24 protein-coding genes and 3 pseudogenes are annotated in these 26058 nt (G+C 41.6%); 14 read left to right on the top strand and 13 right to left on the bottom strand.

Translation table 11 applies throughout. The features are described from left to right. Positions 1-729 precede the first annotated feature (729 nt). The 7 genes and pseudogenes from BWX39_RS06335 to BWX39_RS06310 all read left to right on the top strand — a co-directional run. Positions 730-2010, top strand: a complete 1281-nt coding sequence (locus tag BWX39_RS06335) for a DUF6383 domain-containing protein (protein WP_028906087.1) — start codon at positions 730-732, stop codon at positions 2008-2010. 226 nt (positions 2011-2236) lie between these two features. Then, on the top strand, positions 2237-2395 hold the full coding sequence (locus BWX39_RS12245) for a hypothetical protein (protein WP_167653647.1): 159 nt from the start codon (positions 2237-2239) through the stop codon (positions 2393-2395). Positions 2396-2488: 93 nt separating this feature from the next. Beyond that, positions 2489-3052 carry a flavin reductase family protein gene (locus BWX39_RS06330; protein ID WP_028906086.1) on the top strand — a complete coding sequence of 188 codons (564 nt, stop codon included), beginning with the start codon at positions 2489-2491 and terminating at the stop codon, positions 3050-3052. 72 nt (positions 3053-3124) lie between these two features. After that, the gene (locus BWX39_RS06325; RefSeq protein WP_028906085.1) at positions 3125-3388 is read left to right on the top strand and encodes a GlsB/YeaQ/YmgE family stress response membrane protein; all 264 of its coding nucleotides are present in this window, start codon (positions 3125-3127) and stop codon (positions 3386-3388) included. Between the two features lie 4 nt (positions 3389-3392). Next, on the top strand, positions 3393-3638 hold the full coding sequence (locus BWX39_RS06320; RefSeq protein ID WP_028906084.1) for a hypothetical protein: 246 nt from the start codon (positions 3393-3395) through the stop codon (positions 3636-3638). Then, positions 3635-4390, top strand: coding sequence for an MBL fold metallo-hydrolase (locus tag BWX39_RS06315; RefSeq protein WP_028906083.1), 756 nt, complete (start codon positions 3635-3637; stop codon positions 4388-4390). The genes BWX39_RS06320 and BWX39_RS06315 overlap by 4 nt, the downstream gene beginning before the upstream one ends. Positions 4391-4598: 208 nt before the next feature. Continuing rightward, positions 4599-4808 (top strand): annotated as a pseudogene (locus tag BWX39_RS06310) (cupin domain-containing protein); the annotation flags it as partial. Positions 4809-4827: 19 nt separating this feature from the next. On the opposite strand, the gene BWX39_RS06305 reads toward BWX39_RS06310, so the two are convergent. Then, positions 4828-5727 (bottom strand): IS982 family transposase, encoded by a 900-nt coding sequence (locus BWX39_RS06305; RefSeq protein ID WP_076123275.1) that lies wholly within the window; start codon positions 5725-5727, stop codon positions 4828-4830. Between the two features lie 108 nt (positions 5728-5835). Between BWX39_RS06305 and BWX39_RS12470 the strand changes: the two are divergent. Continuing rightward, positions 5836-5955 (top strand): annotated as a pseudogene (locus BWX39_RS12470) (cupin domain-containing protein); the annotation flags it as partial. 116 nt (positions 5956-6071) lie between these two features. On the opposite strand, the gene BWX39_RS12465 reads toward BWX39_RS12470, so the two are convergent. From BWX39_RS12465 to BWX39_RS06285, 3 genes are all read right to left on the bottom strand, one after another. Beyond that, a complete protein-coding gene (locus BWX39_RS12465) occupies positions 6072-6251 on the bottom strand; it encodes a hypothetical protein (RefSeq protein WP_036860856.1) in 180 nt (59 codons plus the stop codon). A gap of 162 nt (positions 6252-6413) precedes the next feature. Further along, positions 6414-6782 (bottom strand): DUF488 domain-containing protein, encoded by a 369-nt coding sequence (locus BWX39_RS06290; protein WP_028906298.1) that lies wholly within the window; start codon positions 6780-6782, stop codon positions 6414-6416. Beyond that, entirely contained in the window at positions 6766-8226 is a 1461-nt protein-coding gene (locus BWX39_RS06285; protein ID WP_028906297.1) for a PepSY domain-containing protein, read from the bottom strand. The genes BWX39_RS06290 and BWX39_RS06285 overlap by 17 nt, the downstream gene beginning before the upstream one ends. Before the next feature lie 234 nt (positions 8227-8460). Here BWX39_RS06285 and nrfH point away from each other — a divergent pair, with 234 nt between their 5' ends. The 4 genes and pseudogenes from nrfH to ccsA all read left to right on the top strand — a co-directional run bounded on the left by nrfH (position 8461) and on the right by ccsA (position 12724). After that, the gene (nrfH, locus tag BWX39_RS06280; RefSeq protein WP_004356540.1) at positions 8461-9066 is read left to right on the top strand and encodes a cytochrome c nitrite reductase small subunit; all 606 of its coding nucleotides are present in this window, start codon (positions 8461-8463) and stop codon (positions 9064-9066) included. A 12-nt stretch (positions 9067-9078) separates the two neighbouring features. Further along, a complete protein-coding gene (gene nrfA, locus BWX39_RS06275) occupies positions 9079-10575 on the top strand; it encodes an ammonia-forming cytochrome c nitrite reductase (protein WP_028906296.1) in 1497 nt (498 codons plus the stop codon). Between the two features lie 47 nt (positions 10576-10622). Beyond that, a pseudogene (locus BWX39_RS06270) lies at positions 10623-11930 on the top strand (cytochrome c biogenesis protein ResB). Further along, positions 11927-12724: a cytochrome c biogenesis protein CcsA gene (ccsA, locus tag BWX39_RS06265; RefSeq protein WP_014709979.1), complete on the top strand. Its 798-nt coding sequence runs from the start codon at positions 11927-11929 to the stop codon at positions 12722-12724. The pseudogene BWX39_RS06270 and the gene ccsA overlap by 4 nt, the downstream one beginning before the upstream one ends. 134 nt (positions 12725-12858) lie before the next feature. Here the strand turns inward: ccsA and BWX39_RS06260 are convergent, their stop codons facing one another. From BWX39_RS06260 to BWX39_RS06245, 4 genes are all read right to left on the bottom strand, one after another. Then, positions 12859-13302 (bottom strand): HU family DNA-binding protein, encoded by a 444-nt coding sequence (locus BWX39_RS06260; RefSeq protein WP_028906295.1) that lies wholly within the window; start codon positions 13300-13302, stop codon positions 12859-12861. Between the two features lie 272 nt (positions 13303-13574). Then, complete coding sequence (locus BWX39_RS06255) at positions 13575-14243, bottom strand: Crp/Fnr family transcriptional regulator (protein ID WP_028906294.1); 669 nt, start codon at positions 14241-14243, stop codon at positions 13575-13577. A 93-nt stretch (positions 14244-14336) separates the two neighbouring features. Continuing rightward, positions 14337-15980, bottom strand: coding sequence for a hydroxylamine reductase (gene hcp, locus BWX39_RS06250; protein ID WP_028906293.1), 1644 nt, complete (start codon positions 15978-15980; stop codon positions 14337-14339). Between the two features lie 237 nt (positions 15981-16217). After that, entirely contained in the window at positions 16218-16601 is a 384-nt protein-coding gene (locus tag BWX39_RS06245) for a VOC family protein (protein ID WP_028906292.1), read from the bottom strand. 612 nt (positions 16602-17213) lie between these two features. Here BWX39_RS06245 and BWX39_RS06240 point away from each other — a divergent pair. Further along, positions 17214-17846: a class I SAM-dependent methyltransferase gene (locus tag BWX39_RS06240; protein ID WP_028906291.1), complete on the top strand. Its 633-nt coding sequence runs from the start codon at positions 17214-17216 to the stop codon at positions 17844-17846. A 439-nt stretch (positions 17847-18285) separates the two neighbouring features. Next, a complete protein-coding gene (locus BWX39_RS06235) occupies positions 18286-18945 on the top strand; it encodes a nitroreductase family protein (protein WP_028906290.1) in 660 nt (219 codons plus the stop codon). A 93-nt stretch (positions 18946-19038) separates the two neighbouring features. Here BWX39_RS06235 and mnmE read toward each other — a convergent pair whose 3' ends face one another. From mnmE to BWX39_RS12460, 5 genes are all read right to left on the bottom strand, one after another. Next, complete coding sequence (gene mnmE / locus BWX39_RS06230; protein WP_028906289.1) at positions 19039-20442, bottom strand: tRNA uridine-5-carboxymethylaminomethyl(34) synthesis GTPase MnmE; 1404 nt, start codon at positions 20440-20442, stop codon at positions 19039-19041. 144 nt (positions 20443-20586) lie between these two features. Continuing rightward, positions 20587-21459, bottom strand: coding sequence for a nucleoside phosphorylase (locus BWX39_RS06225; protein ID WP_028906288.1), 873 nt, complete (start codon positions 21457-21459; stop codon positions 20587-20589). A 247-nt stretch (positions 21460-21706) separates the two neighbouring features. Then, on the bottom strand, positions 21707-24061 hold the full coding sequence (locus BWX39_RS06220) for a bifunctional dihydroorotate dehydrogenase B NAD binding subunit/NADPH-dependent glutamate synthase (protein WP_028906287.1): 2355 nt from the start codon (positions 24059-24061) through the stop codon (positions 21707-21709). A 163-nt stretch (positions 24062-24224) separates the two neighbouring features. Beyond that, on the bottom strand, positions 24225-25514 hold the full coding sequence (gene serS / locus BWX39_RS06215) for a serine--tRNA ligase (protein ID WP_028906286.1): 1290 nt from the start codon (positions 25512-25514) through the stop codon (positions 24225-24227). Between the two features lie 92 nt (positions 25515-25606). Beyond that, on the bottom strand, positions 25607-26050 hold the full coding sequence (locus BWX39_RS12460; protein ID WP_244271461.1) for a hypothetical protein: 444 nt from the start codon (positions 26048-26050) through the stop codon (positions 25607-25609). Positions 26051-26058: the final 8 nt, after the last annotated feature.

Genomic DNA, 26058 nt, shown 5'->3' with positions numbered 1-26058 from the left:
GATAACCATAAAGTGTTGCATAATGTTTCTTTTGTTGTAAATCTTAAAGCACCTTTATACTTGCATCGTATATTTTTGAAAAATAATTAAAAAAAAATTTGGTAGATAATAGAATTTAAGCTATCTTTGCACACGTTATCCTGAATACAATCTTTTTACCTTAAATGACTAATACCTATTGAGGTTGAGTGCCCGTCGCTGCGAAGCGTTGGGCATTTTTATTTTCTTTTAGAACTGTTTTATTCTCCTACGAAATATGTGAAGAAAATACAATAGGAGCAGATTTTTGATGGAGAAAAACCGACAGAAAATGGAAATAGCTTTGTAAATATTTTTTCAAACGATAATTCTTGCATAACTTCTTTGTTACCAATGTTTTACAAAACCTATTGTTTTACATTCCAAAAGCGGCTGTTTTGCACGGTAAAAGCGTAGGTTTTGCATCGCAAAAGAGCCGCTTTCGCAACGTCAAAACGCAATTATCATTTTTCAATGAAATTATCTTTACAAAATAAAAGAACTTTTAGGGTGTTTTCATCAAGCAGCGTAAAGAAAGTTTTACAAAAAGAATGAACCTATTTGACACTTGTTGTTGATAGATATTCCTATAAAAATACGGATTTGTTAAGAAGGTATGAATAAATTTGGATTTATGGATTTTAATGCCTAAATTTGCTACAAATAATAGTATTGATGTAGCTATGAATAATTTAAAGAAAGGAGTTCAATATGAAAAAGCATTTACTCATCTGTATAATCGGACTATGTATGTTCGCAATACCTACCTATGCCGACGGCAATGAAGTCTTAACGCCGACAAAGTGCAGTATTGAAAACAAACTCGTGTATGAGCCTATAAACGAGGTTTATATTACGTTTGCAAGCCATATTGGTATAGCAAAAGATGCGAAAGCAACGATAACGTGTGACGGTAAGACAATGGCAACTGGCGTAATCGGTTCTTATACCTATAAAGAAGAGGGCATTGCGACTATCGCTTTCGACAAGGTTGTTCTTCCAAAGGGCAAATCCTATAAGTTGGAAATACCCTCGGGAACTATCTATTTGGAGACTACGCCCACTGTGAAAACAGGAAATCTGAAGTTCGACTTTACTGTTCCCGAAAAGATTACATGTGCTGAATGTACGGTGGAGAACGGTTCTGTGGTTGTAACGGAACGGTCTATATGGTTCTATTATAAAACAGAAACAGAGCCAATCGGAAATCCAACCATGACGTTGTATCGTGAAGGCGTTCCTGTGAGGACACTTAAGGCGCACGTAGGCTGGGATTGGGATCTGGGGCAGGTATATGCTGACTTTGGAAAAGAAATGAACTTCGAGAAAGGCGTGCACTTTTCACTTGTGTTGCCCGAAGGAAGTCTGAGCCCAAGGTTCCGCACGGACATTACCAACGAGGAAGCAAAGGTAGATTTCATCGGCGGATATACGAAGCCATTGGAGTCGATAAGTTACGTATGGTGCAGTCTTTTTGACAACCATAATATCGACGTGATTGACGAAGTTCGCTTCTTCTACAACCAAGCTGTTGTGCTTTCGCCCAATCCGAAGATACTGTTGCTGAAAGTAGACCAAACACTTATCAAGGAGGTAACACCAGTATTGACTGAAGAAAATGGGCAGTGGGTGGTGTCTTGCAACTTTGGAGGCGTGAAAGTTCCGGAGGAAGGCTGTTGCATAACTATTCCTGAAGGAACCGTCATCTCGGCTAATGGCGACGTGGTAGTTAATGCCAAGAACACTTTTGACGTGAACGTAACCACCAAGATAGGTAATGTATCGAACCGAAACATTGAAGTCAAGGCGTCCGACGGAAAAGTTGTTATCGACAACGCACCCATAGGCGGAAAGCTGTATGTATATTCTGCAGAAGGAAAGAAAGTTGCCGAACGTTTTGTTTCTTCGCCATGCCTAACATTGGAGTTGCCGTCGAAAGGCATCTACATTGTAGCCATTAACGGTAAGGCATATAAAGTCAATATACGATGATAGGTTCGTCAGAAGCTACCAGCATGCAATTATGGTATCAACAATATGGTAGAAAGAACTTCAAGTCATCATAATTGACAGAAAAGAAATAGCGTAAAGTGTTGCTCGTAGATACTTTACGCTATATCTATGAACTTTTGTCAAGTAGAAATAATTTTATTTTCGCTCTCTTAGAGCATCAAGTATGGAAGTGTAACGTATAAAATGAATAACGAAAAAGAACAATATGGAACAGACGAAACGTCTTCGCTCAGTGTGCGAACATAATGCAGGCATACAGTGTCCCTGCCCAAAAGAATGTCCGCGTCATGGCAAATGTTGTGCCTGCGTGGCACATCATCGTCAGCAAGGTGTATTGCCTTTCTGTTTAAAAGGCTTGGCATAATAATTACGCACCTTATTATATAGAAGCTACATCGGCGATGAAATAATATAAATGCAGCGAACAAGATAGGAAAAAGAACAAGAGAAACAGAATATGAAAAGCTTTGGTAAGAAAGCGTGGATACTTCCACAGCCTGTGCTGATTATCGGCACATACGACGAAAACGGTAAGCCTAACGCTATGAATGCAGCGTGGGCAGGTCAATGGGACAACCATGAAATTATGATTTCAATGGGAAAGCACCAGACAACAGAGAATTTAAACCTTAAAGGAGAGTTCACGGTGGCTTTTGCTACGGCAGAAACGATGGTCGCTGCCGACTTTGTAGGTATTGTAAGTCAGAAGAACGACCCTGGCAAGATGGCGAAAACGGGTTGGACGGTTGTAGCTTCCGAAAATGTAAATGCGCCTGTCTTCACCGATTTCCCTATGACAATGGAGTGTCGCATCAAGGAAAAGCAGAAAGAATCAGCGACAGGTTGCTACATCATTGCAGAGATAGTGAATATTCTTTGCGACGAGAAGTATCTTGCAGGAGACGGCAAACCAGATGTCGAGAAGATGAATCTTATCACCTTCGACCCTGTTCACATGGGATATATTCAGTTGGGCAAGCGCGCAGGCAATGCGTTTTCAGACGGCAAGGCTTTGAAGTAAGGAAGGTGTCAGCCTCGAATAGATAGAATGATAATTTCTAAATAAGGGAATTTTAAATAAACAGTAACGATTATGTTTGAACACATTGCAGATTTCACAGCATGGCCAATACTTACGGGTATCCTCATCGGCTATATTGCGAACCGTATTATGAGTGGCGAAGGCAAAGGATGTTGCATGAATCTTATCGTAGGTATCATCGGTAGTTATGCAGGAACTTTAATCAGTCATCTGCTTGATATAAACCTGTTTGGCAAGGGTTATATTACCAATTTCGTATTCTGCGTGCTTGGTGCAGTGTCGGTATTATGGATTTGGAAGAAACTTTTTGATTAGTATGATGCCCATTGATACCACCAATATGTGCTCGCACCTGCAGCAGAAACTGTTCGATGAAGGTGGCGTTTATCATCATATTTGGACGACAATGCAAGATGAAGACAATCTGACGGCAGTTGTTCGTTCTCGCCAATTGCATATTTACCGCAACGGAAAGAAAGTACTGGTGCTGGCAGGTAAGGCAAAACCAAAGATTATAAGAGAAGACAAGCTCTGCGAAATGATTTCTGAAGATATGCTGAAATGAAGCTGACGTATATTTTTCATAGCGGTTTTGCCATCGAAACGGAAACTTGTGTACTTATTTTCGATTGTTGGAGAGACCCTGCTGGGGTTGTTTCAAAGGTTCTTTCTACCGCAAAGCCTGTTTATGTGTTCGCCAGTCATTTCCATGAGGACCACTTTACAAAGGAGATATTGAAGTGGCGAAGTGCGTATCCGTCGCTTTCTTTCACCTATATTCTTTCCAAGGATATATTGAAGCACAGAAGAGCCGTCAAGGAAGATGCAGATGCGTGGCTGGCAAAGGGTGCTGAGTGGCACGACAAGCACATTAAAGTTTATGCGACTGGCAGCAACGACAGTGGTGTTTCGTGGATAGTGGAAGTTGATGGTAAACGTATTTTCCATGCGGGCGACCTCAACAATTGGTACGCCCGTTTTCTTACAGAAGACTATAAGGGAGGTACTATCTTCAGCGAGGAGTTTGGAGAGGTGAATCCACTGCAAGATGAGAAACGTTTTCTTGGCGAGTTGAAGGACATTAAGAAGATTGCGGACTCCTTTGATGTTGTGATGTTTCCGATAGATGGTAGAATAGGGAACGGATATACGCGTGGTGCCCGACAATTCATAGAGCAATTCAAGGTAGGCTTGTTCGTTCCAATGCACTTCGTGGTAAGCGGATTTGAGAGTGCCTGGCGTATGAAAGAGTTTACCGATGAATGCAATATTCCTTTCTGGAGCATTGAGTGTGAAGGTGAAATGTTGGAGCAATGACCAAGTCGAAGCGTAGGCGATAAGCTAAGAAAGATAGTATAAATTCAGGTTGGGATAATGAGCAAGAAGGACACAAATGTGCTGCCTGTCAGTGCGACAAATAAAAAATGATATACAAATGTTATCAAAAGAATGAACCAGAGTGCTGTGGTACGAATATTGTAAGATTGTTTACAGATAACATTAGTAACAAAATTAAAAACGATAGATTATGAAGTTCGAGAAAGGAAAAGTATTTGTAGCAAGTGAATTGGTAGACTATACAGAAGGCGGTGTAGTGAGTAAGGAATTGGTTCATAGCAATGCAGGTAGCGTAACGCTCTTCAGTTTTGATGCTGGTCAGGGACTTTCGCAGCACACTGCGCCTTTCGATGCGTTTATTCAGGCGGTAGACGGCGAGATGGTTCTCAATGTAGAACGTGAGTTCGATATAAGCTCTATGTAATTATTCTGCTTTTATCAATTATTTCTATGTTCATTTCTGGCTTCTTTGGCAACAGATTGTATGCAATGAGTCCTGCTATCAGATTTGTTGCAAAGTTATCAAAAGAGCGATGTCTGGTGTGTTCTATCTGACACACATTCTTCAGTTCATCGTTCACTGTCTCAATGACAGAACGTTTTCTGAGCAACAACTTATCATACAGGCTCATCAGTGAGTTCTTCATGTTCTTCTTTATCTTGGTCACCAAATGTATATTGTCCACAAAGAGCATCTCAAAGAGGTTCTGACTGATATACCCCCTGTCTGCAAAGAGTTTTCCAAACAACCTGTCGGTGAAGCGTTTATCCTTCAATGGCTCCCTGTCATCTATGTTGCCTGGCGTGAGCTTCCACTGGATAATCTCTCCCTTGTCATTGATGACAAGATGTAGCTTGAAGCCGTAGAACCAGCCCATGGTGCACTTTCCTTTTGCCGCCCAGCCCCTCATGGTCCTGTGCTGCCTCTCACGCTTGATGTGGCAGGAAGCCAGTGGTGTGGAATCAATGATGGATATGCCTGAACACTTGCCCAGTGCACATGTCTGGAGAAACAGCAGCAGGTGCAGTGCGACCTGTGCTTGCCGCTCAACAAAGCGGTTGTAGGAAATCCGATGTGGGAAGTCTCCACGCATATGCTGGCAGATATATCCTAAGTAGAAGGACTTGAGGTCTCGGAAGCGGTGAGTGTGGAACAGGACCAGAATGGTCATGATTTCACTGTCCGACATACGGGAAGCACGGTTACGGTGCCGCTTGCCGTGTACTTGAAGCGTATGTTTTTTCAACTCAGGAGTAAAATACTTGCAAAAATCGTCGAATATACAGAATATTTCTATTAAATTTGTATCAGTCATAGGAGTGGGTATTTGTTTGTAACTCTTTGGTTTACAAGTATAAAGGTATAAAAAATATTCCACTCCTACAACTTTTCAAACAACTTTCTTATATCGAACTCACGTAATGTAGAGGGTACGGACCATCGTATCAATGCAGGCGAAAGTTTCATTATCCCAAGCGGCGCACTCCACTCTGTGAAGACAGAACAGCGTTTTAAGATGATAATAACGATGATAAGGGGATAAAATATTATTGCTGTCTGGCAAAACTTTTATATCATAAAACAGTTGCGGGGTTACCTTTAAATGGGTAATCCCGTTTCTTTTTGATGTGACCTTATAGGTGTCGTAGTAGGAACTTTTCAGTTTGAATTTGTAAAAATAATTCTCTTAAAAAGTGAAAACTGCGTTTTGACATTGCGAAAGTGGCTGTTTTGCGATGCAAAACCTACGCTTTTACCGTGCAAAAGAGCCGCTTTTGGAATGTAAAACAATAGGTTTTGCAATACGTTGATAACGAGATAGTTAAGCGATAATTGCATCTGTGAAAAATGTTTACAGTTTTATAATCGGTTTTCCGTTTATAAAATGATGAATAGGGGCGAAGTTGTATTGCTATCCATAATAAGTATTGATAGTCCTTTTGTAAATAGGAAAATACAAAAAATGGGTTCAAGATACAGCATCTTGAACCCATTTCTATTTTATTTGTTTATCAGCCAATCTCTAAGAATGATAGCATGGTTGCAGTTTTCTCTTTTTGCACCATATAATAAGGTTACATTGCTCGATTCGAGAAGTACTTTAATATGGTTGGCAAAGGGCATTGCCTCTGGATTGTTGTCAAGTTCTGAACGGTATTTTTCGGCAAACGTAGCATAGTTTTCTTCCTTGTGCCCAAACCATTTGCGTAGTTCGGACGAAGGAGTAATTGCTTTGTTCCATTCGTCGATGCACGCTTTTTCCTTTGCAATTCCCCTTGGCCATAGTCGGTCTATGAGGATACGATACCCATCGCCTTCTTCAGGCGTTAGATAAACACGCTTTATCTTCAATTCATTCGCTTTCTTCATTCTCTAATCTTAGCTGTTGGCGACGTTTCTTAGGTTCCTTTTCCTTGCCGTGTTTCTTGCGGTTCTTACGTGGACGATAATAGCCCGTCCAAAGGCACCACGCAATAGCCAACCCTATAATGGCTATATAGACTACGTTGCTGGTGTCGTGCAAGAAGGTGAAAATGCGCCCAGTGTGGGTTTCGAGTGCTGCTATGTGCAACGACATCGGTAGTTGCTGGAACTGGGCAGGCATCTTTGGCGAGGTGGTTCCCTCGTAATAGTCGATGAGGAATGGCTCTTTGAAATCGTTGCTGAAGCCCACCATCATAATATCCTTGTCGATTGGCACAACCTTTGGCATTCCTCCTTGCACATTGCGGCTCCAGAGGTAAAGACCGTTGAACGAACCTACGAGCCATTGACCTGTGTTTACTTGGTAGAAAGCAGAAAGTCCCATATAGCTTACCTTTGGTGTTCCCTTGATAGGACGTGGGGTAGAGCGGAGGTCTTGCAGTGCATAGAAACCTTTTGAGGTGTAGATGAGCCAGTCTTTTTCGGCAGAATCGTAACGCACGGCACGTAGTAGGTCGTTCCAAGGGTTCTTGCTGTCTTGTACCGTGAAAGGCAATGCAGGCACACGCCCTTTTACTATGGCTACCATTGCAGGTGGGCGGAGAAACCAACCAGTGATGGTAATGAAGAGTGTAAGAACAATTGTGATTCTGCCAATACGGCGATGCACCCAATAAAGTGTCTTGAGTTGCGACTTGCCGGCACGTGTTTTGCGTGCAATGAAGAACCATACGCCCGAGATGCAGAGGATAATCAGGACGATAGCCACTGCGTCGCCGACGAGTTTGCCGATTGTTCCAAAAAGTGCTCCGCTATGTATCAGCCATACTGTGCGTAGGAGTGAAACCTTGCCATCGTGGTCGGTGCTTGCCCGAAGTTGTATTTGACGAAAGGGTTTGCCAACATTGGGAGATAGCCAAAGGTGGTTGCGAGATGCTACAACCACAGAGTCGCCACGCGAAGTAACATCTACCAATCGAGTGTCAAGGCCATCAAGGTCTACTGTTTGCCAAGTGTTGTTCTCAAGATGGAATAGCTGAAAGTTGCCTACTGCCCATATTTCGCCCGAACGGGTGTGGGTGATGGCTTTAATATTGCGCAACTCAACGCCAGACGGCATACCTTTGTTGAAGTCCTTTATCTTAGCACCAAGCCTGTCGGTGAGGAAAAATCCATTTTCACCATATATAATAACGCTGTCTCCTTTTGCAAGTGTTCCTCGCATTAGTCCCTGATTCCAGTTCTTATACGCATAGCTACTCGGCATAAGCGAGCGGGAAACGTTGATGTTGGAGAATATTTCGTGGTGATTCAAGATGATACCAGATACACAAAAACCGATAAGGAACAGACAGAGAATCAGTCCGAACCAACGATGCATTTTCTTCATTTTACTTAATAGTTTCTTATGTTTTAACTTGCAAAAATATTTAGTTAGTTTGGTGTAAAAGGTAACATTTGTGCCCATAGGCATGTCTTTTGTGATATATTAATATTTTAAACATTTATTATAAATTTAAATCCTAATAAATGAGGATAAACTATTGACAGCTTGCATAAATTTAACTATCTTTGCCCCCATAAGGTTAATAATTGAAATTATTATAATAAAAAATATATCACAATGAATCTGCGAAAGCTTACATCATGGTTTCCCGAACTGACTTATCGCCAAAAGGTGGTATCGCTTGTTATATCGGGTGTCATTGTGGGATTAGGAGGATTGTTTTTCTATCTTCTGCGTATGCACACTTATATTGTGGGCGACGACCCCGCTGCTTGTGTAAACTGTCACATTATGGCTCCTTATTATGCTACATGGGCGCACTCCAGCCATGGAAGAGATGCTACATGTAACGATTGCCATGTGCCACACTCAAGCATAGCTGCTAAATACCTATTTAAAGGTATGGACGGTATGAAACATGTGGCTTACTTTGTAACCCGCTCAGAGCGTCAGGCTATTATGGCTGAAGAAGCATCTTCAGAAGTGATAATGGACAACTGTATACGTTGCCACACACAACTTAATACAGAGTTCGTAAAGACAGGAAAGATTGATTATATGCAAGCAAAACGTGGCGAGGGTAAGGCTTGCTGGGATTGCCACCGTGAAGTTGCTCACGGCGGAATGAATACGCTCAGCAGAACCCCGAATGCTGAAACGCAAGTGCCTATACCTCCATCTCCTGTACCACAATGGTTGCAGAATTTACTCGAAAAAAAATAAAAATCTAACAATATGGCTAAACAGTTAAAGAAATGGCAAGGATGGTTGCTCTTCGGCGGAGCAATGGTTATCATCTTCATTCTGGGCATGCTTTGCTCTTCTATGTTGGAGCGTCGTGCAGAAGTTGCCTCAGTGTTCAACAATCGCCGAACAGTGATGACCGACTCAATTGTGAGTCAGAATGAGAAGTTTGCTGAGGATTTCCCCAAGGAATATCAGACTTGGGCAATGACTGAAGACACTTCTTTTGTGAGTAAGTACAACTCTTCGCAAGAGATTGATGTATTGGCACAACGCCCAGAAATGGTTATTCTGTGGGCTGGTTATGCTTTCTCTCGTGAGTACAATACTCCTCGTGGGCATCGTCATGCAGTTGAGGATTTGCGCAAGATTTTACGTACAGGTTCGCCAGGCGTAGATGGTCAGGAGGATATGCAGACTGGTACTTGCTGGACTTGTAAAGGTCCTGATGTTCCTCGCTTGATGCGTGAGAAAGGCAAGAATGCTTTCTATGCTGCTAAGTGGAGCCAGTGGGGTAACGAAGTTATGAATTCAGTAGGTTGCTCAGACTGCCATGATGCTCGCAATATGGATTTGAGACCCGCTCGTCCTGCTCTTTATGAGGCTTGGCAACGTGCTGGCAAGGACGTGAAGAAGGCAAGTCATCAGGAGATGCGTTCATTGGTTTGTGCACAGTGCCACGTTGAGTATTACTTTGAAAAGGACAACGGTAACTATCTCAAGTTCCCACAAGATAAGGGACTCACTTGTGAAGCCGCTGAGGAATATTACGACTCTATTGGATTCTACGATTATATACACCCACTCTCTAAGGCTAAGGTTCTGAAAGCTCAGCACCCAGGTTACGAGATTTTCAAGCAGGGTATCCACGCTCAACGCGGATTGAGTTGTGCTGATTGCCACATGCCTTACATTCAAGAAGGTGGTATAAAGTACACCAGTCACCACATCACATCACCATTGGCAAATATCAACCGCACTTGTCAGACTTGCCACCGTCAAAGCGAAGAGACATTGCGTCAGAACGTATATGAGCGTCAAGAGAAAGTCTTTGATATCCGTAACCGTGTAGAGAAAGAGTTGGCTCGTGCACATATCGAGGCTAAGTTTGCTTGGGAGAAGGGAGCAACAGAAAAGGAAATGGAACCAATATTGACAGCACTGCGCAAGAGCCAATGGCGTTGGGACTATGCAGTGGCAAGCCATGGTGCCAGCTTCCACGCACCACAGGAAGTTACTCGCCTGCTTGGTGTAGCCCTAAACTATGCGCAGACAGCACGTATTGATATTGCTCGTGTACTGGCTCGCCATGGTTACAGCAAGGAAGTGCCAATGCCAGACATTTCTACTAAGGATAAAGCTCAAAGCTACATCGGTCTTGATATGAAGAAACTCAAGGCTCAGAAGAAGAACTTTATTGACAATGTAGTTCCTCAATGGGTGAAGACAGCCAAGAAGAATGGCAGATTCATTACAAAGGAAATGTAATGTGTGGAGCATAAACCTCTAAACATTGAACATAGACATATTAAAGTATGTGGAATAAACCTTGGAAATACCGCGAGGGAATTGCTATAAGTGTAGGGCTTCTGATTACAGGAGCCCTATTACAAGTTTCTATAGGCCCTGTGGAATGGCTTGTCTTTATGTGGCCAGCCAATATTATTGCATTGACAATACTTATAGTAGCATTAGGATTGTTCTATGCTCTCCGCTCTAAAGTATATCTTTTTAAGTTTATGACGCAAGTAGAGGCGGCAGTGCCAGCACTTGCTGCTGCGTCTGTACTTACAATTATCATGGGCTTGAGTCGCCAAGTTCCTGAAGGCCGTCCTGCTGTAGACCCTATCGGACTTACTCGTATGCTCAGCTTTTGGCCCTTCGTTCTCATCTATCTTTGGAACATTGTGATTGTAGCAGAGGTGGGTATTCAGTAGCTCATGCACTTCCAGAAACGATTTATTCCTTCGCTCATCAGTCACTTAGGATTGTTTGTCTTCGTAACTTGCGGTACATTAGGTTCTGCCGATATGCAACGTCTCAAGATGTATTGCGAAGAAGGTAAACCCGAATGGCGTGGAATCGATGACCATCAAGAGGTACACGAGTTGCCACTTGCCATTGAGTTGCAGAAGTTCACAATTGACGAATATCCTCCAAAGTTGGCAATATTCGATAGCAAGACTGGCAAGGTTCTGCCCAAAGACAAACCGCAGAATATCATTATTGAGCAAAATTTCACTTCCGAAGAACTTTTAGGTTGGAACATCACAGTGGAGAAATACATTGAGGACGCCATGCCTGCAAGTATGCTCAAAATGATGAAAGGAATGCCAGCACAGATGATGCAGATGATGAAAATGGACGATTTGGGAATGCGCATCAATGCTGGTGGATTTGTTGAGTATAAAGGTAAAGGTGCTGCCACAGCCATTCTAATCAAGGCGCAGAAGGGTAGTGTTGTAAAGAAAGGCTGGGTAAGTTCGGGAAGTTATATGTTCCCAATGTCGAGTTTAAAGCTTGACGATAAGACTGAAATAGCAATGTCGGCTCGTGAACCATTGCGCTATGCGTCAGATGTAAACGTCTACACTCAAGATGGTAATGCCTTTCAGGCGCATATTGAAGTGAATAAGCCATTTTCAATTGGTTCGTGGAAGATTTATCAGCTTGATTTCAATAAGGAGCAAGGAAAGTGGAGTACCCTCAGCGTGTATGAACTCGTATCCGACCCTTGGCTGCCTGCCACTTATGTGGGTATCTATCTGTTGCTCATAGGTGCAGTTCTCATGTTTATCACAGCAGGTCGTAATAAATATAAGAAGGAGGAAGATAAGAAATGATAGCGTTTTGGAATTACTTTATATATTTTGCTGTAGCAGCTGTGTTGCTTTGGGCAACAGGTGCTTATGCCGCATGGAAAGATAAGAAGATAGTTGCTTATAGTGCTACGATACTCGGGTTGGCGGTATTTTTCAGTTATATCCTCATTATGTGGATAGCTCTCGACCGTCCTCCAATGCGTACCATGGGCGAAACACGTTTGTGGTATTCTTTCTTCCTGCCATTAGCAGGCATCATTGTTTACAGTCGTTGGGATTATAAGTGGCTGTTGTCATTTTCCACAGTGCTTTCTCTGGTTTTCATTTGCTTCAATCTTCTGAAACCAGAAATTCATAGCAAAACCCTTATGCCTGCTTTGCAGAGTCCTTGGTTTGCACCACACGTCATCATCTATATGTTTGCTTATGCGCTCTTGGGCGGTGCTTTCGTGATGGCTGTTTATCTGTTGTTCTTCAAGAAAAGCAAGATAGTAACCCACAAGGAGCTTGATATAACAGACAATCTCGTTTATATAGGTTGGGCTTTTCTCTCGTTGGGTATGCTCACAGGTGCTCTTTGGGCAAAAGAAGCATGGGGACACTATTGGGCATGGGACCCTAAAGAAACTTGGGCAGCTGCCACTTGGTTGGCTTATCTTACTTATATTCATTATCGTTTGCGTAAGAATTGCAACTTAGAAGTGGCTATGTGGATACTTATCATCAACTTTGCTCTCCTGCAAATGTGTTGGTGGGGTATAAACTATCTGCCATCTGCACAAGGCGTAAGCGTGCATACTTATAATATGCAGTAAAAGTGAGGCATTGAATTAGCCATCTATTAAAAGAAAGAACAAATAAGACAACAATTAAATACTGCCAATGGTAACAATAATACCATTGGCAGTATTTTCTTATATAAGAATATTTTATTGTGAATCAGAACATCTTATGGATGCGGTGTAGGATTCTCCTCAGACGACTTCTTGGCAGGAGCATCTACACGTTCGTAACTCACACCAGTAAGTGTGAAATACTTCTTTGAGGGTGTCAAGCGTACAATAGGCTCGGTAATGTGTATGTTGGGATTGAACTTTTCTTTTCCTTTCTCCACAAGTTTGCTATGGAACGATGGACTCAATGTACCGATGTCGCCAAAGTCCACAATATCACCGTTCTCAACATGCTTTTTCGCAATGTCGGCAGCAAGTCGCAGAACGGCTTCTACTTCTGCCCCAGTGAATGTTGTTGCGTGAGCAACCTCATCGCAGAAACTGCGGTGGTCTACACGTTTGCGCCCTGTCGGACGTGCTTGAATGACGGTTTTTCCAGCCATCTTTCCGAGATTTGCCTTGCGCTCTGAAAGCATATAGGCTAAAGGTCTGTTTGCCATAGTTTTATATTAAGTGCTCCTTGTAGGTTAATCCTTCAGAGGTTAGGAGCGTATGCCCTCTGTCGGCATTCTGTGTTTTATCACCACTGCAAAGGTATAAAATCAATCGTTAGAATGAAAGAAAACAGTCGACTAATTTAAAAAAATACTCGACTGATTTTCAAAAACAGTCGACTGATTTGTCGTTGGCATATAGCATAGCTGTCATAGACAGTAATTGCTACAAGTACCATAAACCGACTTAGTCGTTGCAATTATAACTTTTGTTTCTCCTATTTCATTTTATCTGAATTGAGAATAGTTATCTGTTTTCCATCTATTTTAATGGCACCGTTATCTTCAAATTCGGAAAGGCATCGCAATAGCGAGAACTTCTGAATACCGAATGTGTCGGCTATCTCCTGACGGCTATTACTGAGTTTTATTGTGCGGCTTTGTTGTTCTTTGGCTGCTTTCATCAAGAAGTAAGCCACCTTTTCGCGGACAGTGAAGAGGGATAGCATACGAAGTTTCTGGGTGAGGAAGACATCAATAGACGAAAGAAGCTGAATGAAGTTCATACGTATGCGCTCGTTGGTATCTATCAGATGTTTAAGTTCCGATGGCATCATGCGCATAATGGTAGTGTGCTGTGCGGTTTCTACACTCACGGGCATAGCGTTGTTCTTGGCAAAAATAAACGCTGGAGCTATCAAGACACAAGCTTTCAGACGGTCTATCTGCACTTGCTTGCCCGACAAACCAGTCATACGAGAAATCAGTTCGCCTTTGAGAATAAAGTCGGCATACTTGCAAGGCATACCAGCAAGTGTATAAATCTCCTTAGCAGGATATTCCACTATTTTATAGTTCACCGTTTGTAATAGCTCTTTAATTTCCTTAGCGGTTAATCCATTGAAGAAAGGACTATTTGTTAGTATTTCGTACATTGATGCTTCCATATTTGTTTGCTTTTAAAAATAACGCACTTTATTCTTTCTTATTGTATGTTAAAAGAAAATCCCCCGATAGTTATTTATCGAGGGACGTGTATGTCAGAGAATATATTTCTGAATGTCTTCTTCCACTGTAGAGTTGCCTGCAAGTCCGAAATTGTCAACCAACACTTGTAGTACGCCTTCAGAAACGAAAGCTGGAAGGGTAGGACCGATATGTATATTCTTCACGCCAAGGTGTAGAAGGGCAAGCAGAACGATTACGGCCTTCTGCTCGTACCATGCGATGTTGAAAAAGATAGGCAGGTCGTTGATGTCGTTTGCACCAAAAATCTCTTTCAGTTTGAGTGCCACCACTGCCCAAGAATAAGAGTCGTTGCACTGTCCAGCATCAAGAACGCGTGGAATACCATTAATATCTCCAAGATTCAACTTGTTGTATTTATACTTCGCACAGCCGCTGGTGAGGATTACAACATCTTTTGGCAGAGCCTTGGCAAACTCTTCGTAATAGTTGCGGCTCTTCATACGACCGTCGCAACCGCTCATCACGACAAACTTGCGGATAGCCCCACTCTTCACAGCTTCTACTACTTGGTCGGCAAGCGCAAATACTTGAGCATGTGCAAATCCGCCTACAATCTCGCCAGTTTCTATTTCCTGTGGAGCCTCGCAGGTCTTAGCCAATGCGATAACTTCAGAGAAATCTTTCTTACCATCTTCGCCTGTTGCGATGTGCTTCCAACCTGGGAAACCAGTAGAGTTGGTGGTGAAAACTCTGTCGGCATAGTTTGCATTCTTTGCAGGCGGTACGATACAGTTTGTAGTAAATACGATAGGACCATTGAAACTTGCAAACTCTTCCTTCTGCTTCCACCACGCATTGCCGTAGTTGCCCACAAGGTGCTTGTATTTCTTTAGTTGTGGATAATAATGCGCTGGCAACATCTCGCCGTGGGTATAAACGTCGATGCCTGTGCCTTCTGTCTGAATAAGAAGGTCTTCAATATCCTTAAGGTCGTGTCCTGAAATGAGAATGCCAGGCTTCTTGCCAACACCGATATTAACCTTTGTGAGTTCAGGGTTACCGTATGCCTCTGTGTTGGCTTTATCGAGCAATGCCATTACATCTACACCATATTTACCTGTTTCGAGTACGATGCCAAGAAGCGTTTCCATATCTGCATTTGGAGCAGTAATTGCGGCAAGAGCCTTGCATATGAAAGCAATAATCTCTTCATTTGTTTCGCCTAAACGAGCCGCATGGTCATAGTAGGCGGCTATACCCTTAAGACCAAGAACGGTGAGCTCCTTCAGCGAACGGAGATCGGCATTCTCGTTGCGAAGCACTCCTTCGCGTTCACCTTCCGCAGAATAGTCAGACTTCTCGCCACCCCAGTGAACTTCTTGATAATTAGGGAAAGTAATGTTCTTGCTTAAAGCTGTTTCGAGCAATTGTTTTTTCAGAGCAATGCCCGTGTCCACCTTATTTAATATACTCTGGTCGTCAAAGTTAGCATTAGTAATCGTTGAGAACAATGCATCTACGAGGAAGTCGGCAACTTCTTTCGACGCATTTTCCCCCAGCGTATGTTGGATAGTTCCCACACCACGTACAACGCTGAGCAACAAATCTTGCCACTTTGAGGTTTCTGCCTCTTTACCGCATACACCCTTAATGGTGCAACCTGTTCCCTTTGCAGTTTCCTGACACTGGAAACAAAACATCTTATTTTCTGTCATAATGTTTTTATTTAAATTTCTGATGCAAAGGTATCGATATAAGAATTAAGGTCTGGTAACATTTGTGGCTAACCCCTGTTAAAGTATTGTTAAAAAAGTAGTATTGTAATTATAATATGGTAATTACATTACTTACTCTGTCCGTAGTAGGGTTTCTGATAAAGAGGTGGTATGACCAAAAGCCACCAAGCTTGCTGAAAAATAAATATCCTTAGAAATCTTTTATACTCTTGTTTTTTATACAGTTAGTTCAACATAGTTGCCTTCAGGGTCTCCAATAACCGATTCAAAGTACCCATCACCTGTGTGGCGAGGTTCTGAAAATACTTTATAGCCATCTTCTCGAAGCTGTTCAGTGAGTTGCAGAACTCGTTCCTCACTACCCAGTGCGATAGCGAAGTGAGCCAGCCCCTTCATTTTATTAGGCAAAGATTCTATTTTGCCAGCTTGACTCATGATTTCTATACGACTATTCTCACCTTTCCATGAAAGGAAATAAGAATGAAATCCTTTTTTCTCATTGGTGTACATCTCATTTGATTGCATATCGAAATACTTCATATAAAAGTTGCGGAGCAATTCTATGTTGTCTGCCCAAATAGCTAAGTGTTCTATTCTCATATTCTTTATGTTCTAACATTGCAAAGTTAACCACTATTTTTATTCTAGGCAAATCTCGTGTAGCATTTAATTAAAAAGTTAAAAAGTATGTACAAATATTTAATGCGAAAGCTTGAATACAATCATTGAAATAGAATCGTGAAACAATAAAAAAGCCATTATTTTTCAATAAAATCGTTCCCGTTTTCTCAAACCTACGCTTTCGCTAAGTGAAAACGTAGGTTTAACCGGGTAAAACAGCCGCTTTCGCATTGCAAAATAGCCGCTCTTGCAACGTTGTTTCAGTTCTTTATGTTGCTTTAATTGTTCGTTTTGCGAGTATTTACGGTGTGTTTTGTTGCACAAATATCCCATAATCAGATATAAGAAATTGTTTTTAAGATAGTTATACTTGCACACGAATGTTGCGCTTATTTACAAATAATATTTCTGTTGTTCGTAAAATCGCCCTTCCTGCCATTGTTTCACGCTTATTTTTTAACAAACAAGGCTTCTGTTTGTATATAATTAACGAAAAGAAATGCTAAGACTATTTTGATGTTAATGAGAACTTTGCAACTTGGTTGCAACAGTTATTTCCTAACTTTGTAGCAAAACAAAAGAACAGAAACAATGTTTTGGGATTTAGTATCTAAATATTATACATTCTTCGAGAAATTGTATAATGGAAGAGTTAATCGGGAGATGTGCAAGAAAGTTGCTGAGAGAATAGCTTCTGATGACGAAGTGCTGGAGTGTGCTTGTGGCACTGGTATGATAAGTGTTCATATTGCTGCTATCTGTAGAAGTCTTACAGCCACAGATTTTTCCGATGGTATGCTTGTTCAGACGCATAAACGATGTGCAAAATTAGATAATGTAAAGGTTGAGAAAGGAAACATTTTGCACTTGAATTATGCTGATGAAACTTTCGACAAGGTAATTGCAGCTAATGTCATTCACTTATTGGAGCACCCCGAAATTGCGTTAAGAGAATTGTTGAGGGTATGTAAAAAGGGTGGAGAAGTGATTATTCCAACTTATTTGGTAAACCACACTTGGGGCTTGTCGCAGGTTTTGGTGTGGTTTGTTAATCGGTTTTCAAAAATATTTGTAGGAAGATTTAGCGAGAAAACCTACAAGACATTTTTTGAAAAGCTTGGATTTACAAATGTTTCTTATGAATTAATAGAAGGTAGAATGCCTTGCTGTATAGCCATAATCAAGAAGCAAGATAAGTTAGAGTATGTTGATAAAAGTAGGTAAATTTATAGATAGGACGAAAGTGTGGAATAGAAAGTATTTCTATCAATTGCCATTGATGGAAAAGAGAACAGCGTAAAGTATTGTTTTTAATACCTTACGCTGTTATTGATATTTTCTGATAATCACTGATAATTTATCGATACAAAGTCTTTCTGCTTTCTTTTTATTCTCTAAAATTCGCTTTCTATTACAAATTTAGTATAAATAACTATTGGGTGGAATTTGGGTCAAGATGTTAAATAGTTCTTGCTTTTCGCATATTTCCCTGAAAAAGATTGTTCGTTTCGAGAAAATAGAGTAGGTTTGCATTTGTAGTCTTCAATAAAGTTAGAGAACCAACAATAAACATTACTTTAGTGATGGTTAAATATATACATTATGATATGGTACCAGTTTGGGACGAAGATGATTTTGGAAATGGGATAAAAATAATTGAAATATGGATATTAAAGAAGCAATATATGCACGCCATACCGTGCGTAAATTTCAGGACAAACCACTTGATGAAGTTGTTGTAAAGGCATTGAAAGCAAGAATTGAGCAAGTGAACAAAGAACATAAGGTAAACATCAAACTTGTAACTAACGAAAGTGTACCTGTCTGGGGAGTGATGAAGTTCTTTATGGCAAAAGGTCTCAAGAATTATCTCGTACTTTCAGGACCTGAGAGAACAGACATTGAAGAAACATTGGGCTATTGCGGTATTGATATTGCATTGTATGCTCAGACACTTGGGCTGAACTCTTGGTGGGTTGGCGGTACTTATAGCAAGAATAGTGTTGGCAAAGACGTTGAGGGTTCTGTGATAAATGGTATTATCGCTCTTGGTTATGGTCTGTTACAAGGGGTAGCTCATAAATCAAAAGCTTTCGAAGATGTCTGCCAATATGACGGAACAATGCCAGAATGGTTTAAACAAGGTGTAGAAGTAGCATTGCTTGCACCTACAGCAATGAACAAACAGAAATTCATGATTTCAGGCAAAAGCAATGAGGTGAACATTAGCTGCGATAATGGCAAATGGAGCGGTACTGACCTCGGTATTGTAAAATATCACTTCGAGGTGGGTGCCGGAAAAGAACATTTTCAATGGAAATAAATAATTAAAGGCAACAGACGTAATGGACATTTGAGGGGTTTCAGCCTATTAAATGTCCATTACGCCTATTGTTATAATAGTTATTTTATAAAGTTATTTTCCGATGCAAAAATGTTTAAATATGTTATGCAGCGTTTCCTGTGGAGTAATTTGGTCGCCTGTAATTTCGGCGAGTATGGAGATAGTGTCTTTTAAATCTTCGGAAATAAGGTCGCCGCTGAGACTCATTGCCATTGCTTCTTGCACTCGGAGAAGGGAAGCGTGGGCACGAGTGAGGGCGTCGTAGTGTCGTGCATTGGTAATGATAGTGGTGTTTTCTGTTATTTCGGGCAAGTCGGCTACCTTATATATTAGGGCTTCAAGTTGGTTGATACCCAAGTTGTATTTGCCTGATATGGCAATTTCGTGATAAGTATAAGTTGAATCGTGCGAGGTTGCAGCGTGGTTCTGTTGATTTGTAGGCTCAGTAAGGTCGTCTACTTTGTTGTGTACGAGAATTAAGTGCTTATCGGTACACTGAGCGAGGATTTCTTTTTTCTCGCTTTCGGTGGGTTCATTGTCTACAACCCATAGCACGATTTGGGCTTTTTCGAGAGTGGCGAGGGTGCGTTCAATGCCTAATTGCTCAACATAGTCGGTAGTTTTGCGTATGCCTGCAGTATCGATAAAGTGGAAATCTACACCGTTAATACTGATGGTGTCTTCTATAATATCGCGGGTAGTTCCGTGAATATTGCTTACAATGGCGCGATTATCACGGAGGAGACGGTTAAGAAGAGTAGATTTTCCCACGTTTGTTTTGCCTATAATGGCTACAGGAATACCGTTTTTGAGGGCTTGTCCAGTCTTGAACGAACGTGCGAGAGTGGTTACTTTACGGTCAATTTCTTCGGAGAGGGCAATTAGTTCGGTGCGGTCGGCAAACTCTAATTCTTCGTGGTCGGAGAAGTCGAGTTCGAGTTCGAGAAGCGAATTAATCTTGAGAAGCTGGTTGCGCAGTGTGGAAAGTTCTGATGAGAAGTGCCCTTTGAGCTGTGAAAGAGCCAGTTTGTAAGATGCCTTGTTGGTAGAGGCAATGAGGTCGGCGACGGCTTCGGTCTGCGATAAGTCCATTTTGCCGTTCAGATAGGCACGTTGAGTGTATTCACCAGGCTTGGCTTGGCGGCAGTTACTTTCGATTAGGCGGTGTAAGACCTGCTCTAAGATGTATGCTGAACCGTGGCACGATATCTCTACCGAGTCTTCGCCAGTGTAGGAATGAGGTGCACGCCAGATTGAAACCACCACTTCGTCAATGGTTTGATGGTCTTTATCGAGTATTTCTCCATAATGCAAGGTGTTGGCAGGGGCGTTTAGAATCGGTCGTGAGAAGATGGAGTCCACGATTTCAATTGCTTTACTGCCTGAAACTCTGATTACACCTATTGCGCCACCTGGCTGTGTTGCCAATGCACAGATAGTTTCAGAAGAGTTGAGAAGGTTGTTGTATGCTTGCATTATAGAGGGAAGTTAAAGCGTTATATAATGAAATTAAGGAGTTAAGCCATTGTTGCTTGTGCAATGAAACAAGTTGTGTCTCAATTGATGCAGCATGCTAAAACTCCTTAATTCTCTTGTTTTTATTTGTAGAGGTACTGTAAATTAGATTCTTTCAAGTACCTTCTTAATCAATCCGTCAATAGTATTCTTATAGCCAACATTAGCTTCTTTTTGGCGACGGTTAGCTATTACCATACAACAAGTTAGGGCTTTATGTCCCATGTGTTGTGCCAAACCTGCCAATGCGCTGCTTTCCATCTCAAAGTTTGTAACCTTATGGCCTTTGTATTCAAACTCAACGATTTTCTCATTAAGCTGTGGGTCTGCCAATGGAACACGCAGACGGCGACCTTGGGGGCCGAAGAAACCACCGCAAGCGATAGTTACACCGTGTACCATATCGTCTTGTGCAATTTGTTCTAACAATTCTTTGTCTGCATTTGCTACGTATGGATTGCCCAATTGTGGCAGCCATTTTACTTGCTTCTTGAATTCTTCTTCAAACTCGATATCTAACTTCTCACGATTTGCATAGTAGTTGAGCAAGCCATCGAAACCGATGCTTTTCTCTGATGCAATGAATGTTCCGATAGGAGTATTGTGCTGAAGACCTCCACAAGTACCAATGCGTACCAAGGTGAGTTGTCGGAAGTTAGTCTTTTCTTTTCTTGTTTCAAAGTCAATATTAGCCAATGCGTCAAGTTCGTTGAGAACAATATCAATGTTATCACAACCGATACCTGTACTCAATACAGTTATTCGTTTGTTTTTAAATTTACCTGTTATGGTTCTAAATTCTCTATTATTAACTTCACATTCCACTCCGTCAAAATGTGAAGCAACTAAAGCAACACGCCCTGGATCGCCAACCAGAATAACCTTATCTGCCAGTTGTTGTGGTTTTAAATGAAGGTGGAAAATACCTCCGTCTTCGTTAATGATTAACTCTGATGGAGCAAAATAATTCTCTTCCATAATTTATAAGATTTAGTAAATTGTTTTTTGTATTCTACAAAGATACACCTTTTTATAAAGAAAAAAGAAGAAATGCCTGACTTTTTATTTTTATTACTTACTTATTTGCTTGTTTTTTATTTCTTTGCATCAGGGCTTAGATTCGTACCTGAAGCAGTAGAAATACGTTGGTTAGAATAGAAAAGGAGTTAAAGAGAAACTTTAATAGGTTCTCTTTAACTCCTTTTGATTATATTATCTATGTTTTTTATTTCTCTAATAAAGCGTTTGCCATATTGAGGGCAGCTTTTCTTCCGTCTCCCATAGCGAGGATTACTGTGGCTCCACCACGTACAATGTCGCCACCTGCATAGATTTCTGGAATAGAGCTTTGCATACCATCGTTTACCGCGATTGTATTCTTTCGTCCTAATTCCAATCCTTCAATAGAGTTTGGTACAAGCGGATTAGGCGAAACGCCTACTGCAACAACTACTTGGTCGCATTCGATAGTGATGGTCTTGCCAGTAGTCTGTGGTCTGCGACGTCCACTTTCATCAGGCTCTCCCAGTTCCATAACATCGAGAACAGCCCCACAAACACGTCCGTTTTCGTCAGCAAGATATTCTTTCGGATTGTGTAACGTAAGGAAGTTGATGTCTTCTTCCTGTGCGTGTTTTACTTCTTCTACACGCGCTGGCATTTCTTCCAATGAGCGGCGATAGACGAGTGTAACCTCAGCACCGAGACGCTTTGCTGTACGACACGAGTCCATAGCAGTGTTACCACCACCAACAACAACAACCTTCTTTCCAATAATGATTGGTGTATCGGTCTCTGGGTTCGCTGCGTCCATCAAGTTTACACGGGTAAGATACTCGTTACTTGAAAGAATATTGATGCTGTTTTCGCCTGGAATACCCATAAAATTAGGCAAACCAGCACCAGAACCAACAAAGATTCCCTTGAAATCGTTTTGCTTCAATTCCTCCACACTAATTGTTTTACCAACAATTGTATCGGTTTGGAAATGAACTCCTTGCTTTCTTAAGCTCTCTACTTCAACCTCAACGATTTTGTTTGGTAAACGGAATTCTGGAATACCGTATTTAAGCACACCGCCAATCTCGTGCAATGCTTCGAAGACATAAACCTCAAATCCGCGCTTAACCATGTCGCCAGCAAAGCTAAGTCCTGCAGGGCCTGAACCAATAACAGCAACTTTAATACCGTTAGAAGGAGCAAGTTCTGGTAATGTAATGTTGCCACTTTCTCGTTCGTAGTCGGCGGCAAATCTTTCAAGATAGCCGATAGCAACAGCTGGCTCGTTCATCTTTAAGTGAATACAGCGACTTTCGCACTGTTTCTCTTGTGGGCAAACACGACCACAAACTGCTGGTAGAGCAGAAGTATCTTTCAATACACGTGCAGCGTTAAGGAATTGTCCGCGTTCAATATTCTTAATGAAACTTGGAATGTTGATGTTTACAGGGCAACCTTCCACGCAAGTAGGCTTTGCACAGTCAAGACAGCGTTGTGCTTCGCGCATTGCCATTTCTTTTGTAAGACCTTTGTTCACCTCTTCCAAACGTGTAGTTGCACGGTAAACAGGATCGAGTTCTGGCATTTGCACTCTTTCAATAGCTGTACGCTCTTTCGGCTTCATACTCTTGCGCAATTCCGTACGCCATTCAGCGTTGCGGTCGACAAGTTCAGAGAATGCCTGTTTGGTTTCTTCCGCAGGAGTTAATTCTGTCTTTACCGTACTTTCAGCAGTTTCTACTTCTATATGGTGATGTCCTATCTGGTCTTGTTTCCTTTCCATTTCTTCGCGCTCTACACCTTTAAAGGTGCCCATACGCTTGAACATTTCGTCCCAATCAACAAGGTCGCCATTAAATTCAGGGCCATCAATGCAGACGAACTTCGTCTTTCCACCGATGGTAAGACGGCATGCACCACACATACCTGTTCCGTCCACCATAATCGTATTCAGTGAAACGTCGTTTGGTATGCCATATTTCTTAGCCAGCAAAGATGTGAACTTCATCATTATAGGAGGGCCGATAGCCAGCACTTTATCTACCTTTTCACGTTGAAGTACTTCTTCAACGCCAACGGTTATTACACCTTTTTTACCCATACTTCCGTCGTCGGTCATAATAATAACCTCGTCAGAGTATTTGGCTACATCATCTACCATAATCACCAATTCTTTTGTGCGACCTGCCAATACAGAGATGACACGGTTGCCAGCTTTCTTGAATGCTGTCAGAATAGGGAGAATGGCTGCGATACCGATACCGCCACCAGCGCAAACCACCGTACCATAGTTCTCTATGTGCGATGCCTGTCCCAATGGACCAACAATGTCGAGTACTTCATCGCCTGGTTCGAGCTGGCACAATTTGGTAGAAGAGAGTCCCACCTCTTGTATTACCATGGTGAGAGTGCCTTTTTCAGGGTCAGCCTTAGCAATAGTATAAGGCACGCGTTCGCTGTTCTTGTCTACGCGCACTATTATAAAGTTACCTGCCCTGCAGCTGCGTGCTATGAGCGGTGCTTCTACAACGATGCAAAAAACCTTTTCGGAGAATTGCTCTTTGCTGATAATCTTGTTCATGTTTTAAAGGTTAAGTTATTTATAGATTCTAATTTTATACTCTCTTTTTGTATTTAGGATTTACGTTTAGCTGTATCGGCAAGTTCGTTTAAACCTATATAATGCTTTTGATTTCTTATCTATTTTTGCTAAGCGTATATTTGCGACTATAAAAACTTAATGCTTAAAAGTTTTGGTCGTCAAGCATTTCAAATCCACAATAAGGCACGAGTACTTTCGGTACTCTTATTCCTTCAGGGGTCTGATTGTTTTCCAGTATGGCTGCCACTATACGAGGCAAAGCCAATGCCGAGCCATTCAGTGTATGGCACAGCTCTATTTTCTTGTCTTCAGCACGGCGATAGCGACAATGTAAGCGGTTTGCCTGATAGCTTTCAAAGTTAGAAACAGAGCTTACCTCCAACCAACGCCCTTGTGCTGCACTCCATACTTCAAAGTCGTAGCAGATAGCAGAGGTGAAGCTCATATCGCCACCACATAGCCGGAGAATACGGTAGGGGAGTTCTAATTTTATCAACAGATTTTCAACGTGTTCCAACATTTCGTTCAATGATTGGTAAGAGTGCTGCGGAGTGTCTATGCGTACAATCTCTACCTTGTCGAATTGGTGTAAACGATTGAGTCCGCGCACGTCTTTTCCGTAGCTTCCTGCTTCGCGACGGAAGCATGAAGAGTAAGCGCAACGCTTGATAGGAAGCTCCTTCTCGTCAAGAATTTCATCACGGAAGATATTTGTAACAGGTACTTCTGCTGTTGGAATCAAGTAGAGATCGTCTGCCTGCGCATGGTACATTTGTCCTTCCTTGTCGGGCAACTGACCTGTTCCCAAGCCTGATGCCTGATTAACGAGTAGGGGTGGCTGCACTTCCAAGTAGCCGCTTTTGCGTGCTTCTTCAAGGAAGAATGCTTCCAAGGCACGTTGGAAACGAGCCATTTTGCCTATGTAAATAGGGAAACCTGCCCCTGTGATTTTAACACCAAGCTCGAAATCAACGAGGTTGTACTTCTCGCATAAATCCCAGTGGCAAAGCTTTTCGCTCTCGAAAGTTGGCTTTTCGCCACCTTCTTTTACTACAACGTTGTCGTTAGCGTCTTTACCTTCGGGTACATCTACATTGGCTATATTGGGGATAGTGAGCAGCAAGTCGGTCATATCGGCTTGTGCCTTCTCCATATTGGTTTGCAAATCTTTATCAGCAGCTTTCAGTTCAGCTACTTTGTTCTTTATTTCGTTTGCCTCGTCTTTCTTGCCTTCTTTCATTAATCCACCTATCTGTTTTGAAAGAAGATTTTGTTGTTGCTTATTGCTATCGAGCTTTTGTTGGTATTCACGACGCATTCTGTCGTATTCCAATACCTTCTCTATGGTCTCTTTGGCATTATTGAAATGCTTCTTTTCAAGACCTTTTATTACACGTTCAGTTTCCTCACTGATGAGCTTTAATGTAAGCATACGTTTTTGTATATTTTATATTCTATTTTGACAACAAAGTTACAAAAAAATATCTTATCAGCAAGGATTTTACACAAAGTTTCCTAAAGTGTTCATAATAATGGTGAAAAGCCTGTAAAACTTGTGTACAAATACAGAGACAGTAATGTTTTATTTGGCAAATTGTTTTCTCTTTTATTACTTGTGCCAGATGATAAGAATATCCTTCGCTTTGTAAAGATAATTTCTTTAAAAAGCGATAACTGCGCTTTGGCGTTGCGAAAGCGGCTCTTTTGCGATGCAAAACCTACGCTTTTACCGTGCAAAACAGCCGCTTTTGGAACGCAAAACAATAGGTTTTGTAATGCGTTGATAACAAGAGAATTATACAACAGGCGTGCTTGTGAAAAATATTTACACTTTTCGGGTGCTTTTTTATCGAAATAAAGGCATGTGGAGAGAAATGGAGTAGGGAAGCGAAAAGTATTTTCTATTTGGAAGGAAGAATGTGTCTGTGCTGACCTCCGCTGCTGTTTTATAAACAAAAATCCATTCATAACACTTT

This window comes from Prevotella intermedia ATCC 25611 = DSM 20706, assembly GCF_001953955.1.
Lineage (GTDB): Bacteria > Bacteroidota > Bacteroidia > Bacteroidales > Bacteroidaceae > Prevotella > Prevotella intermedia.
Note: the sequence above shows the minus strand (reverse complement) of the source record. Positions and strands in the feature narration are given on the sequence as shown.

Coding starts and splice junctions, on each gene's coding strand:
- BWX39_RS06335 (WP_028906087.1), top strand. CDS start 730: ATGAAAAAGCATTTACTCATCTGTATAATCGGACTATGTATGTTCGCA.
- BWX39_RS12245 (WP_167653647.1), top strand. CDS start 2,237: ATGGAACAGACGAAACGTCTTCGCTCAGTGTGCGAACATAATGCAGGC.
- BWX39_RS06330 (WP_028906086.1), top strand. CDS start 2,489: ATGAAAAGCTTTGGTAAGAAAGCGTGGATACTTCCACAGCCTGTGCTG.
- BWX39_RS06325 (WP_028906085.1), top strand. CDS start 3,125: ATGTTTGAACACATTGCAGATTTCACAGCATGGCCAATACTTACGGGT.
- BWX39_RS06320 (WP_028906084.1), top strand. CDS start 3,393: ATGCCCATTGATACCACCAATATGTGCTCGCACCTGCAGCAGAAACTG.
- BWX39_RS06315 (WP_028906083.1), top strand. CDS start 3,635: ATGAAGCTGACGTATATTTTTCATAGCGGTTTTGCCATCGAAACGGAA.
- BWX39_RS06305 (WP_076123275.1), bottom strand. CDS start 5,727: ATGACTGATACAAATTTAATAGAAATATTCTGTATATTCGACGATTTT.
- BWX39_RS12465 (WP_036860856.1), bottom strand. CDS start 6,251: ATGCAATTATCGCTTAACTATCTCGTTATCAACGTATTGCAAAACCTA.
- BWX39_RS06290 (WP_028906298.1), bottom strand. CDS start 6,782: ATGAAGAAAGCGAATGAATTGAAGATAAAGCGTGTTTATCTAACGCCT.
- BWX39_RS06285 (WP_028906297.1), bottom strand. CDS start 8,226: ATGAAGAAAATGCATCGTTGGTTCGGACTGATTCTCTGTCTGTTCCTT.
- nrfH (WP_004356540.1), top strand. CDS start 8,461: ATGAATCTGCGAAAGCTTACATCATGGTTTCCCGAACTGACTTATCGC.
- nrfA (WP_028906296.1), top strand. CDS start 9,079: ATGGCTAAACAGTTAAAGAAATGGCAAGGATGGTTGCTCTTCGGCGGA.
- ccsA (WP_014709979.1), top strand. CDS start 11,927: ATGATAGCGTTTTGGAATTACTTTATATATTTTGCTGTAGCAGCTGTG.
- BWX39_RS06260 (WP_028906295.1), bottom strand. CDS start 13,302: ATGGCAAACAGACCTTTAGCCTATATGCTTTCAGAGCGCAAGGCAAAT.
- BWX39_RS06255 (WP_028906294.1), bottom strand. CDS start 14,243: ATGGAAGCATCAATGTACGAAATACTAACAAATAGTCCTTTCTTCAAT.
- hcp (WP_028906293.1), bottom strand. CDS start 15,980: ATGACAGAAAATAAGATGTTTTGTTTCCAGTGTCAGGAAACTGCAAAG.
- BWX39_RS06245 (WP_028906292.1), bottom strand. CDS start 16,601: ATGAGAATAGAACACTTAGCTATTTGGGCAGACAACATAGAATTGCTC.
- BWX39_RS06240 (WP_028906291.1), top strand. CDS start 17,214: ATGTTTTGGGATTTAGTATCTAAATATTATACATTCTTCGAGAAATTG.
- BWX39_RS06235 (WP_028906290.1), top strand. CDS start 18,286: ATGGATATTAAAGAAGCAATATATGCACGCCATACCGTGCGTAAATTT.
- mnmE (WP_028906289.1), bottom strand. CDS start 20,442: ATGCAAGCATACAACAACCTTCTCAACTCTTCTGAAACTATCTGTGCA.
- BWX39_RS06225 (WP_028906288.1), bottom strand. CDS start 21,459: ATGGAAGAGAATTATTTTGCTCCATCAGAGTTAATCATTAACGAAGAC.
- BWX39_RS06220 (WP_028906287.1), bottom strand. CDS start 24,061: ATGAACAAGATTATCAGCAAAGAGCAATTCTCCGAAAAGGTTTTTTGC.
- serS (WP_028906286.1), bottom strand. CDS start 25,514: ATGCTTACATTAAAGCTCATCAGTGAGGAAACTGAACGTGTAATAAAA.
- BWX39_RS12460 (WP_244271461.1), bottom strand. CDS start 26,050: ATGAATGGATTTTTGTTTATAAAACAGCAGCGGAGGTCAGCACAGACA.